The sequence below is a fragment of the Streptomyces sp. NPDC002536 genome (assembly GCF_053594995.1).
In genome coordinates this window covers 75,394-87,734 of sequence record NZ_JBSFWU010000017.1, presented here as the reverse complement: position 1 = coordinate 87,734, position 12,341 = coordinate 75,394, and the positions used below count along the sequence as shown (strand labels likewise).

Sequence of the window (12,341 nt, the reverse complement as noted above, 5' to 3'; positions counted from 1 at the left end):
GCGGCCGCGGACGTGGCTCTCCCTGACCGCCGAGGGACGAGCCGTCTATCAGCAGCATTTGGCAGCGTTGAGTGCGCGAGCAACCACACACAACCCGCAGACGACAACGGGCCCGCACCGCCGAAGCGATGCGGGCCCGGTTCGACGGGCTTACGCGTCGAAGACCTCAGCGACAAGCTGAGCCTGTTCGGCCTGGTGCCGCTTGGCAGAGCCAACCGCCGGCGACGACGAGTGCGGACGCGAAATCCGCCGCAGCCGCTCCGACGCCGGAACGTCGGCGCCGACCGCCAGGTCGAGGTGGTCGATCAGGTTCAGCGCGATGAACGGCCACGCACCCTGGTTCGCCGGCTCCTCCTGCGCCCACAGGTACTTGGCGGCGTTCGGGAACTTGGCGATCTCCGCCTGGACCTCCGCACCCGGCAGCGGGTACAGCCGCTCCAGGCGGATGAGGGCGGTGTCCGTCGCGCCGCGCTTCTCCCGCTCGGCGGCGAGGTCGTAGTAGACCTTGCCGGAGCAGAAGACGACCTTGCGCACGTCGGCCGGGTTGACGGTGTCGTCACCGATGACCGGACGGAACTGGCCGCTCGTGAACTCCTCCGCCTTCGACGCCGCGGCCTTCAGACGCAGCATCGACTTCGGGGTGAAGACGATGAGCGGCTTGTGGTGCGGGTTGTGGACCTGCCAGCGCAGCAGGTGGAAGTAGTTCGACGGCAGCGTCGGCATGGCGACCGTCATGTTGTTCTGCGCGCAGAGCTGCATGAACCGCTCGATGCGGGCCGAGGAGTGGTCCGGGCCCTGGCCCTCGTAGCCGTGCGGCAGCAGCAGGGTGACGCCGGAGGTCTGGCCCCACTTCTGCTCGGAGGAGGAGATGAACTCGTCCGTGATGCTCTGGGCACCGTTGACGAAGTCACCGAACTGCGCCTCCCACAGCACCAGCGCGTCCGGGCGGGCCAGCGAGTAGCCGTACTCGAAGCCCATCGCCGCGTACTCGCTGAGCAGCGAGTCGTAGACGTTGAAGCGCGCCTGGTCGTCCGAGAGGTAGAGCAGCGGGGTGTAGTCCTCGCCGGTCTCGCGGTCGACGAGCACCGCGTGGCGCTGGCCGAAGGTGCCGCGGCGGGAGTCCTGGCCGGCGAGCCGGACCGGGGTGCCCTCCATCAGCAGCGAGCCGAAGGCGATGGTCTCGCCCATGCCCCAGTCGATGGTGCCGTCCTCGATGCTGGCGGCGCGGCGCTGCAGCTGCGGCACCAGGCGCGGGTGCACCGTGACGTTCTCCGGCGTGGTGACCTGCGACTCGGCGATCCGCTTGAGGACCTCCTGGGAGATCGCGGTGTTCACCGTGGCCGGGAACTCCGGCAGCTCGGCCGGGGGCTCGTAGGCCGCGGGGGCCGTGTCGGCGTCCCGGACCTCGACGAAGACCTTCTCCAGCTGGCCCTGGTAGTCCTGCAGGGCCTGCTCGGCCTCTTCCAGGGTGATGTCGCCACGGCCGATCAGCGACTCGGTGTAGAGCTTGCGCACCGAGCGCTTCTTGTCGATCAGGTCGTACATCAGCGGCTGGGTGAACGAGGGGTTGTCCGACTCGTTGTGGCCCCGGCGCCGGTAGCAGATCAGGTCGATGACGACGTCCTTGTTGAACGCCTGGCGGAACTCGAAGGCCAGACGGGCAACGCGGACGACGGCCTCGGGGTCGTCACCGTTCACGTGGAAGATCGGCGCTTCGATCATCCGCGCGACGTCGGTGCAGTACATCGACGAGCGCGAGGACTCCGGCGGCGCGGTGAAGCCGACCTGGTTGTTGATGACGATGTGCACGGTGCCGCCGGTGCGGTAGCCGCGCAGCTGCGACATGTTGAGGGTCTCGGCCACGACGCCCTGGCCCGCGAAGGCCGCGTCGCCGTGCAGCTGGATCGGCAGGACGGTGAAGTCCGTGCCGGCCTTGCCGATGATGTCCTGCTTGGCGCGGGCGATGCCCTCGACGACCGGGTCGACCGTCTCCAGGTGGGACGGGTTGGCGGCCAGCGAGACCTTGATCTGCTCGCCGTCCAGGCCGGTGAAGGTGCCGTTCGCGCCCAGGTGGTACTTCACGTCGCCGGAGCCGTGCATCGACTTCGGGTCGAGGTTGCCCTCGAACTCGCGGAAGATCTGCGCGTAGGACTTGCCGACGATGTTGGCCAGCACGTTCAGACGGCCACGGTGGGCCATGCCGATGACGGCCTCGTCCAGGCGGGACTCGGCGGCCGCGTCCAGCACCGCGTCCAGCAGCGGGATGACGGACTCGCCGCCCTCCAGCGAGAAGCGCTTCTGGCCGACGTACTTGGTCTGCAGGAACGTCTCGAACGCCTCGGCCGCGTTCAGGCGGCGCAGGATGCGCAGCTGCTCCTCGCGCTCCGGCTTGGCGTGCGGGCGCTCGACGCGGTCCTGGATCCACTTGCGCTGCTTCGGGTCCTGGATGTGCATGAACTCGATGCCGGTGGTGCGGCAGTACGAGTCGCGCAGCACGCCGAGGATGTCGCGCAGCTTCATCAGCGACTTGCCGGCGAAGCCGCCGACCGCGAAGTCGCGCTCCAGGTCCCACAGGGTGAGGCCGTGCTCGGTGATGTCCAGGTCGGGGTGCTTGCGCTGGCGGTACTCCAGCGGGTCGGTGTCGGCCATGACGTGGCCGCGGACCCGGTAGGAGTGGATCAGCTCGAAGACCCGGGCGGCCTTGGTGACGTCGTCGTCGTGCGAGGCGTCGATGTCCTTGAGCCAGCGGACCGGCTCGTAGGGGATGCGCAGCGCCTCGAAGATGTCGTCGTAGAAGCCGTTCTCGCCGAGCAGCAGCTGGTGCATGATCCGCAGGAACTCGCCGGAGGCGGCACCCTGGATGACCCGGTGGTCGTACGTCGAGGTCAGGGTCATGACCTTCGAGATGCCCATCTTGTTCAGGGCGTCCTGCGAGGTGCCCTGGAACTCGGCGGGGTAGTCCATGGCACCCACGCCGATGATGAGGCCCTGGCCGGGCATCAGGCGCGGCACGGAGTGCACGGTGCCGATGCCGCCGGGGTTGGTCAGCGAGGCGGTGACCCCGGTGAAGTCGTCCATCGTCAGCTTGCCGACGCGGGCGCGGCGGACGATGTCCTCGTAGGCCTGCCAGAACTCGAAGAAGTTCAGGGTCTCGGCCTTCTTGATGGCCGCGACCACGAGCTGCCGGTCGCCGTTCGGCTTGACCAGGTCGATCGCCAGGCCGAGGTTGACGTGCTCGGGCTTGACGAGGGTCGGCTTGCCGTCCTTCTCCGTGAAGGAGTGGTTCATCGACGGCATCAGCTTCAGCGCCTGCACCATGGCGTAGCCGATGAGGTGCGTGAAGGAGACCTTGCCGCCGCGGGCGCGCTTGAGGTGGTTGTTGATGACGATGCGCTGGTCGAACAGCAGCTTCACCGGGACGGCGCGGACGGACGTGGCCGTCGGCAGCTCCAGGGAGGCGTTCATGTTCTTGGCGACCGCGGCGGACGGGCCGCGCAGCGTCACGAACTCCGGACCGGCGCTCGGCTCGACAGGCTTGGCCGGGGCCTTCGGCCGGGCGGCCGGGGTCTTGGCGACCGGGGCCGGGGCGGCGGCGGGCTGCGCGGGGGCGGCCGGAGCGGCCGGGGCCTGAGCGGCGGGCGCCGCCGGGGCGGCCGGTGCCGGAGCAGCGGCCTGCGGGGCCGGAGCGGCGGCCGCAGTCGGCTGAGCGGCGGCAGGGGCCTGCGCCGTACCGGCCGGGGCGGCGGCCGGCGCCGGGGCTGCGCCCTCGGTCACCGGCTTGCCCGGCTTGTAGTCGGCGAAGAAGTCCCACCAGGCTCGGTCGACCGAGTTCGGGTCCTGGAGGTACTGCTGGTAGATCTCGTCGACGAGCCACTCATTGGGACCGAACACATCGGCAGGACTCTTGCCCTGCCCTGCTTGATCGGCCGAGATGCTCGAGTTACTGGGGGACTGTGGCGACACGGCGGCAACCGCCCTCTTCCGCTTACCTAAGACTGGTGGACAGCGGGAATAAAGGCTACGCCTCTCGGCACCTTTGATGCAGGCCACCCGGGCCAGCAGTCGCCTAAGTCACACTCTGAACGTGGTTTGAGGGCATGGCTTGGCGGGAAACACACCGAGTTTTAGCGGCCGAGTGCCGGTGCCGCGGGTTTCCGGTACCCCGGAACCCCGCCCCACATCCACCGAATGTGTGCCTCCACCACCGACCCTACGTCAGATCCGCTCTCAGGGAACGCCCGGAAGAGTGACCTTGATACGACAGCCACGCGGGGATTCGGCCACCCCTATGCTCCCGCCGTGCAGGTCCACCGCCCAGCGGGCGATCGCCAGCCCCAGGCCCGTACCGCCGTCCGTGCCCGGGCCCTGCTGGCAGGCGGCGTCGCCCCGGTTGAAGCGCTCGAAGACGCGGTGCCGCTCGTCCTCCGGGATCCCCGGGCCCTCGTCCAGCACCTCCAGGGCCAGCGACTGCGCACTGTCGCCCCGCCGGGCACGCACGGTGACGCGCCCGTGCGGGGGACTGTGCTTGACGGCGTTGTCCACCAGATTCGCCACCACCTGGTGCAGCCGCTCGGCGTCCGCGTGTGCCGTCAGTTCGGGAGGTGAGACGTCCAGGTGCAGGTGGACGTCCTTGCGGGCGCGTGGCGAGGCGCCGCTGCCGCAGGCCATCGACGCCTCCTTGAGCACCCCGGCCAGGTACGGCCACACCTCGAAGCGGCGCGAGTGCAGCGGCACCACCCCGTTGTCCAGCCGCGAGAGGTCCAGCAGCTGCTCGACCAGCCGGCCCAGCCGCTCGGTCTGCCGCAGGGCGATGCGCATGGTCTCCGGATCGGGGGCCGAGACCCCGTCCACCACGTTCTCCAGCACGGCCCGCAGCCCCGCGATCGGGGTGCGCAGCTCGTGCGAGACGTTGGCCACCAGCTCCTTGCGGTGGGTGTCCACCGCCTCCAGGTCCGCGGCCATCCGGTTGAACGCCCGGGCCAGATCCCCGAACTCGTCCCGCCGCCCGGTCCGCACCCGCCGGGAGTAGTCCCCCTGCGCCATGGACCGGGTCACCGCGGTCATCTCGTCCAGCGGCGCCGTCAGGCCGTGCGCCACGAACTGGGTGATCAGCAGCGAGGCGATGATCGAGAAGATGGTGATCACCCTGAGCTCCGTCGCCGAGTGGATCGCGACGAACACCAGCAAGGTGGTGATCACCACCGAGACGGTGACCAGCGCCCCCAGCGCGGCCTTGACCGACCGGTAGGGGTCCAGCGGCCGCAGCGCCTCCCACGCACGGCTCCACAGGCCCCGCACCGGCCACCGCCCGGTCATGCCGCCGGGGTCTCCAGTGCGTACCCCACGCCGTGCACCGTGCGGATCCTCTCGGCCCCGATCTTGCGGCGCAGCGCCTTGATGTGGCTGTCCACCGTCCGCGTGCCGGAGGCGTCCGCCCAGTCCCACACCTCCGCCAGCAACTGCTCCCGGGAGAGCACCGCGCGCGGGGTGTTGGCCAGACAGACCAGCAGATCGAACTCGGTCGGCGTCAGGTGCACGTCCGTGCCCCGCACCCGCACCCTGCGCTGCGCGTGGTCGATCTCCAGCTCGCCGAGCCGCAGGATGCCGCTGCGCGGCGTGTGCGCGGCCAGCGTCGCCCGCTCCACGCGGCGCAGCAGCACGTGCACCCGTGCCGCCAGCTCGCGCATCGAGAACGGTTTGGTCATGTAGTCGTCCGCCCCCACGCCCAGCCCGACCAGCATGTCGGTCTCGTCGTCCCGTGCGGTGAGCATCAGGACGGGCACCGGGCGCTGTGCCTGCACCCGTCGGCAGACCTCCAGCCCGTCGAAGCCGGGCAGCATGACGTCCAGGACCAGCAGGTCCGGCTGCCACGCCTCGGCCGTGTCCACGGCCGCGGGCCCGTCGCCCGCGGTCCGTACCTGAAATCCCTCGGCCCGCAGCCGTGCGGCGATGGCGTCGACGATCGTCCGGTCGTCCTCGACGATCAGTACCCGACGCTGCGCCCCGGCGGCTGCCGCGGTCCCGCTCGGGCCGATGTGTGTCTGCTCCATGCGCCCCGCCCCTAAGCGTCTTCCGGTGGCGATTTCGCTGGCCACTCGTGCTGTTGTGGCAAGCAGCGTACGGGCACCCGGGCGGGGTCGGCTACGCGGCGCGGAGACCGAGATGGACCACGTCGGGGACGCCCCGGGCAACGCTGATCTCTTCGGTTTTTACCCCGGCGAACCCGGCATTCCGGAGCGCTTCCTCGAACTCCGGGGAGGGCTGCGCCGACCACACGGCGAGCACTCCGCCGGGCGTCAGCAGCTCCCGGCAGGCGGCCAGACCGGCGGGGGAGTAGAGGCCGGCGTTGTCCTCGGTGACGGTCCAGCCGGGCCCGTTGTCGATGTCGAGACAGAGCGCGTCGTGACGCGTGGCCGATGCGGAGCGGACGTACGTGACGAGGTCCGCGTGCACGATCTCCGTGCGCGGATCGGCGAGCGCCGGGCCGGAGACCGCCGAGAGCGGTCCGGTGCGGTGCCAGTCGACGACGGCCTGCTCCCGCTCCACGACCGTGATCCGCCCCCAGCGCGGCTCGCCGGCCGCCCGCGCCAGCGAGAAGCCGACGCCCAGGCCGCCGATCAGCACCGCCGGGTCCGGGCGCCCCGGCGGCAGGGCCGCGAGCGCGGCGTCGACCAGCAGCCGTTCCGAGCGGCCGTCGGAAGTGTCCATGAGGAAGCACCCGTTGGCGATGATCTCGTAGTGTGTGCCCCGCTGCCGCAGCACGACTTCACCGTGCGGGCCGTCGCGGCGGTCGAGGGTGACGGGCGGGGCGGGCGAGACGGGCATACGGCCTCCGTAAGGGGCTGCGGCCAGAGCTTGCTGCACAGAACTCCCGTGCACCTTAATGTTTCCGGTGCGAGGGCGGGACAGGCCGGAAGGGGCGGCCCACGTGATCGAGCACACACGGCGCGGGCTGCGCGGACTGTGGCGGATGCTGCCGAAGCCGACGAGTACGCCCTTCACTTTCTGTTACGCACTGATCCTGCTCGGTACGGCGCTCTACGCCGACTTCGGCGACCAGGAGACGGTGAGCCTCCTCCTGCGCGAGTCCAGCACGGACGGCGCGCACCTCGCGGAGCGCCCGCTCGTCGTGCTGATCGCGAGCGCGCTGTGGGTCGCGGGCGGCCTCTTCTCGGCGTACGGCCTGGCCTTCGCCCTGGTCCTGGCGGCCCTCGAACGCCGGGTGGGCGGGGCCCGCACGGCCGGCGTCTTCCTCCTCGGCCACGTCCTGGCCACGCTGGCCACGGAACTCCCGGTGGCGGGCGCGGTGGCGGCGGGCTCCCTGCCGGAGGCGTCGATGCACCGCCTCGACTACGGCATCAGCTTCGGCCTGATGGCGTGCGTGGGCGCCCTGTCGGGCCTGCTGCCGCGGCGCGGCGAGGTGGCCCTGCTGGGCGTGGCGGGCCTGATGTGCGCGCAGGACCTGATCGAACTGATCGACCCCCTGTCGAGCTGGGGCCACCCGATCGCCCTGCTGACGGGTATGGCATGCCGGTCACTGATCCGCGACGAGCCCCCGCCGGCGCCGGCCCCGATCCCGGAACCCCGCGAGGCGGGGGCGGACGAGGACGTCCTGCTTTAGTGCCCCGTAAGGGGCGCGGGGAACTGCGCGACCAGCCCCCACCGGCCCGCAGTCGACGCACCACCCCAGGGGTCCGGGGCGAAGCCCCGGTGCCGAGCGCCGATCGCTCAGAGCGAACACCCCGAAGGAACACCCCGAAGCCCAACGCAGTTGAGTCGGCATAGCTCAACTTGCCTGCCGAAGGGAAGATCATGGCTTCGACGTCCACCCCACTCACCCTCCCGGTCCTCCCCCTGGACGACGAAGTCGTCCTCCCCGGCATGGTCGTGCCCCTGGACCTCTCCGACGCGGAGGTCCGCGCCGCGGTGGAGGCGGCCCAGGCCGCAGCCGCGGGCGCCGCCGCCAAGCCCCGCGTCCTCCTCGTCCCGCGCATCGACGGCACCTACGCCGCCGTCGGCACCCTCGGCACCGTCGAGCAGGTCGGCCGCCTCTCCGACGGCGACCCCGGCGCCCTCATCCGCGGCGTCGGCCGCGTCCGCATCGGCGCCGGCACCACCGGCCCGGGCGCCGCGCTCTGGGTCGAGGGCGCCCGCATCGACGAGGCGGCTCCCGACCCCCTTCCCGGCGCCGTCACCGAGCTGATGAAGGAGTACAAGGCCCTGGCCACCACCTGGCTCCGCAAGCGCGGCGCCTGGCAGGTCGTGGACCGGGTGCAGCAGATCGAAGAACCCGGCCAGCTCGCCGACAATTCCGGCTACTCGCCGTTCCACACCGTCGCCCAGCGCGTCGAACTCCTCGAAACGGCCGACCCGGTCGCCCGCCTGCGGCTCGCCGTGAAATGGCTGAGCGACCACATCGCCGAGCAGGACGTGGCCGAGTCGATCGCCAAGGACGTCCAGGAGGGCGTGGACAAGCAGCAGCGCGAGTTCCTGCTGCGCCGCCAGCTGGAGGCCGTCCGCAAGGAACTGGCCGAGCTCAACGGCGACCCGGAGAACGAGTCCGAGGACTACCGCACCCGCGTCGAGGCCGCCGACCTCCCGGAGAAGGTCCGCGAGGCCGCGCTCAAGGAGGTCGACAAGCTGGAGCGCGCCTCCGACCAGAGCCCCGAGGGCGGCTGGATCCGCACCTGGCTGGACACGCTCCTTGAACTCCCGTGGAACAAGCGCACCGAGGACGCCTACGACATCCCGGGTGCCAAGTCCGTCCTCGACGCCGACCACGCGGGCCTGGAGGACGTCAAGGAACGGATCACCGAGTACCTGGCGGTGCGCAAGCGGCGCGCCGACCGGGGGCTGGGCGTGGTCGGGGGGCGCCGCGGGGGCGCGGTGCTCGCGCTCGTCGGCCCGCCCGGCGTCGGCAAGACCAGCCTCGGGGAGAGCGTGGCCCGGGCAATGGGCCGCGAGTTCGTGCGGGTCGCCCTCGGCGGCGTCCGCGACGAGGCCGAGATCCGCGGCCACCGGCGCACGTACGTGGGGGCACTTCCCGGCCGGATCGTCCGCGCGCTCAAGGAGGCCGGCTCCATGAACCCGGTCGTCCTGCTCGACGAGATCGACAAGGTCGGCTCGGACTTCCGCGGCGACCCGGCCGCGGCCCTGCTGGAGGTCCTGGACCCGGCCCAGAACCACACCTTCCGGGACCACTACCTGGAGGTCGAACTCGACCTCTCCGACGTGGTGTTCCTGGCCACGGCCAACGTCCTGGAGGCCATCCCCGAGGCCCTGCTGGACCGCATGGAGCTCGTCCGCCTCGACGGCTACACCGAGGACGAGAAGGTCGTCATCGCCCGCGACCACCTGCTGCCGAGGCAGCTGGAGCGCGCGGGCCTGGAGCCGGGCGAGGTCGTCCTGGAGGACGGGGCGCTGCGCAGGCTGGCCGGCGAGTACACCCGCGAGGCGGGCGTGCGCAACCTGGAGCGCGCCGTGGCGCGCCTGCTCCGCAAGGTGGCGGCCCGGCACGAACTGGGCGAGCAGGACCTGCCGTTCACGATCGGCCCCGAGCAGCTCCGCCCGCTGATCGGCCGCCCGCACCACACCCCCGAGTCCGCGCAGGACCCGGCGGAGCGGCGTACGTCCGTACCCGGCGTGGCGACGGGCCTGGCGGTGACGGGCGCGGGCGGCGACGTCCTGTACGTGGAGGCGTCGCTGGCCGACCCGGAGACGGGCGGAGCCGGTCTGACCCTGACGGGCCAGCTCGGCGACGTGATGAAGGAGTCCGCCCAGATCGCATTGTCCTTCCTCCGCTCCCACGGAGCGGAACTGGAGCTTCCGGTGGGCGACTTCAAGGAGCGCGGCGTCCACCTGCACGTCCCCGCGGGCGCGGTACCGAAGGACGGCCCGAGTGCGGGCGTCACGATGACGACGGCGCTGGCGTCGCTGCTGTCGGGCCGTCAAGTGCGGCCGGACGTGGCGATGACGGGCGAGGTCTCGTTGACGGGCCGCGTCCTGCCGATCGGCGGCGTGAAGCAGAAGCTGCTGGCGGCGCACCGGGCCGGAGTGACGACGGTCATCATCCCGAGGCGGAATGAGCCGGACTTGGACGACGTTCCGGCAGAGGTGCTGGCCAAGCTGGACGTGCATCCGGTATCGGATGTCCGACAGGTCCTGGAACTGGCGCTGACACCGGCGACGGCCGTGATGCCGGCGGCGGCATGACGACGAAGGGGTGGGACATGAGTGAACGACTGAGGCGCCCGGCGGGTATCCGCTCCCTGCAGTTGGGCGACGTGAAAGTCACGTACGTACCGGACGGCGTGGCGCAGCTGTCGCCGCGCCACTGGTTCCCGGACACGACGGACACCATTGCACCCTCGTACCTGGACGAGTCCGGCTACCTCGTGGCGAGCCTCGGCGGCCTCCTGGTCGAACGCGGCGACCGCGCCCTCCTGATCGACTCGGGCCTCGGCCCGACAACCGTCCCGGCCCGGCCCGGCAGCCCCGTCGGCGTCATGTCGGGCGGCGCCCTGCTCGACAACCTCACCCGCCTCGGCCGCCGGGCCGAACGGATCGAGGCGGTGGCCTTCACCCACCTCCACGGCGACCACGTGGGCTGGGTCGGCCACGAGGCCCTGAGCGGTGCGGAGTTCCTGTTCTCGGAGGCGGAGTGGCAGCACCGCGACGTGGTGCACAACGCCCCGCCGGCGGAGGTCCTCAAGGCGATGGAGCCGAGGGTCCGCACGGTGGCGGACGGGGAGGAGATCTTCCCGGGGGTGCGGGTGCTGCTCACGCCCGGCCACACGCCGGGCCACGCGGCGTACGTCGTGGACGGGGGCGGCGGCCGGAAGCTGATCGCCTTCGGCGACGCGTTCCACACGCCGCTGCAGATGGCCCACCCGGAGTGGCGGGTGTCGGTCGACCACGACGCGGAGGGCGCCATCGCCTTCCGACGCCGCCTGGTGGAACAGCTCGCGGAACCGGGGACGGTCGGCTTCGGCGTCCACTTCGCGGACGTGGTGTTCGGGCGGGTGTCGGCGGATGGCGGGGCGCCGGGGTGGGAGCCGGTGGACGAGTGACGCGCTCTCCGGGGCTGCGGCGTGTCCGACCCACCGTGCGTATCGTTGTACTGCGCGGCTGCTGGTACCAGCGGCAGCGGGGAGGAGCGCCACGGTGACCACCACACTGACCGGCAGGACCGAGATGGCCGACAACGACGAGCAGAGTCTGGACGACATGTTCCAGCTTCTCTACGAGATCATCCCCGACGGATACAAGGGCGAGATCGTCGGGGGGGCCATCCACATGTCGCCGCAGAGGCGCAAGCACTGGGCCAGCATCAGGGCCGTACTGCGTCAGCTCGAGGATCACTTCGGGCCGGACAGCATGATCGAGTGCGATGTCCGCCTCGACCTCCCCGGCTATCGCAATGGGTTTGTCCCGGACCTCTACAAGGTAGCGGAGGGCGCAGAGCCGGATGTGAAGGACAACTGGCACTACCAGGATGTCGAGTTCATCTTCGAGGTGATTTCACGGGAGACCGCCGACAGCGATTACGGGAAGAAGAAGGCCGCCTACGCCTCGGGCGGGATTCCCGTATACGTGATCGCAGATCCGTACACCGGCCTCTGTCATGTGTACACGTCGCCGAAGGGCAGTGAGTACCGAAGCGCGGTGGCCCTCAAGTTCGGTGATCCGATCGACCTGACCGGAACCGTCCTCGGCATGACCCTGGACACGGACAAGTTCCGCCGGGAGTGAGGCGGCAAGTGCGGCTGGGGCGCCTCCGGGCAGAACAGCCGCACTTGGTGTGGCCCCCGCCCCTGGCCATCGTGACGAACTGCCGGCGCAAATCTTCGTCCAGCAACCCCAACCGTGAAGATTTGCGCGGGCAAGCCACCGTCGGCGCCGGCCTCAGCCCTCGTCCACCGCCTTCCTCCGGTCGGCGAGCCGGTCCTGGTCCGCCGCGTTGCCGGTACGGGCCTCCGTGCGGCGGCCCCTGGCCAGGTAGTCCCGCACGATCAACTCCACCGCGTCCTGCGGGTTCCTGGTGCCGGACAGCAGTATGACCTCGATCGCCAGATCGCTGTCCAGGCTGATGGTGACCTTGGCCATGACACTCCTCGACACTCCTCGTGAAGACGACGGCTCAGTCTGCATCGCCTTGCCGGAACCGGCAATTGGGTTCCCACGCGTCGGATCGGCCGCTTTCGGCCGGAAGTTGACCCTCTGAGCCCACGCACCATTGATCCGGCTCCGTCCCGCCGGTTGCATATGCCCGACCGTACGTGACGGAGGGGGAACTCCTTGCGCAAGCCCAGAGCACGTTCAGGCAGACCGGCCGGCAGAGG

The 12,341-nt window shown here is 70.8% G+C and carries 9 protein-coding genes; 4 read left to right on the top strand and 5 right to left on the bottom strand.

The window, feature by feature from the left end; translation table 11 throughout:
- Positions 1 to 150: 150 nt before the first annotated feature.
- From ACWD4B_RS09360 to ACWD4B_RS09345, 4 genes are all read right to left on the bottom strand, one after another.
- On the bottom strand, positions 151 to 3,963 hold the full coding sequence (locus tag ACWD4B_RS09360) for a multifunctional oxoglutarate decarboxylase/oxoglutarate dehydrogenase thiamine pyrophosphate-binding subunit/dihydrolipoyllysine-residue succinyltransferase subunit (protein WP_451420201.1): 3,813 nt from the start codon (positions 3,961 to 3,963) through the stop codon (positions 151 to 153).
- Between the two features lie 264 nt (positions 3,964 to 4,227).
- Entirely contained in the window at positions 4,228 to 5,316 is a 1,089-nt protein-coding gene (locus tag ACWD4B_RS09355) for a sensor histidine kinase (RefSeq protein ID WP_451420200.1), read from the bottom strand.
- A complete protein-coding gene (locus tag ACWD4B_RS09350) occupies positions 5,313 to 6,050 on the bottom strand; it encodes a response regulator transcription factor (RefSeq protein WP_451420199.1) in 738 nt (245 codons plus the stop codon). The genes ACWD4B_RS09355 and ACWD4B_RS09350 overlap by 4 nt, the downstream gene beginning before the upstream one ends.
- A 91-nt stretch (positions 6,051 to 6,141) precedes the next feature.
- Positions 6,142 to 6,825 carry a spermidine synthase gene (locus tag ACWD4B_RS09345; RefSeq protein WP_451420198.1) on the bottom strand — a complete coding sequence of 228 codons (684 nt, stop codon included), beginning with the start codon at positions 6,823 to 6,825 and terminating at the stop codon, positions 6,142 to 6,144.
- 103 nt (positions 6,826 to 6,928) lie between these two features.
- Between ACWD4B_RS09345 and ACWD4B_RS09340 the strand changes: the two genes are divergently transcribed.
- The 4 genes from ACWD4B_RS09340 (at position 6,929) to ACWD4B_RS09325 (ending at position 11,751) form a co-directional block, all read left to right on the top strand.
- Complete coding sequence (locus ACWD4B_RS09340) at positions 6,929 to 7,621, top strand: rhomboid-like protein (protein WP_451420197.1); 693 nt, start codon at positions 6,929 to 6,931, stop codon at positions 7,619 to 7,621.
- Positions 7,622 to 7,812: 191 nt separating this feature from the next.
- Entirely contained in the window at positions 7,813 to 10,212 is a 2,400-nt protein-coding gene (gene lon, locus ACWD4B_RS09335; RefSeq protein ID WP_451420196.1) for an endopeptidase La, read from the top strand.
- 17 nt (positions 10,213 to 10,229) lie between these two features.
- Positions 10,230 to 11,069, top strand: a complete 840-nt coding sequence (locus tag ACWD4B_RS09330; RefSeq protein ID WP_451420195.1) for an MBL fold metallo-hydrolase — start codon at positions 10,230 to 10,232, stop codon at positions 11,067 to 11,069.
- A gap of 94 nt (positions 11,070 to 11,163) precedes the next feature.
- Positions 11,164 to 11,751, top strand: a complete 588-nt coding sequence (locus ACWD4B_RS09325; RefSeq protein ID WP_451420194.1) for a Uma2 family endonuclease — start codon at positions 11,164 to 11,166, stop codon at positions 11,749 to 11,751.
- A 153-nt stretch (positions 11,752 to 11,904) separates the two neighbouring features.
- Here the strand turns inward: ACWD4B_RS09325 and ACWD4B_RS09320 are convergent, their stop codons facing one another.
- On the bottom strand, positions 11,905 to 12,105 hold the full coding sequence (locus ACWD4B_RS09320; protein WP_451420193.1) for a hypothetical protein: 201 nt from the start codon (positions 12,103 to 12,105) through the stop codon (positions 11,905 to 11,907).
- Positions 12,106 to 12,341 lie beyond the last annotated feature (236 nt).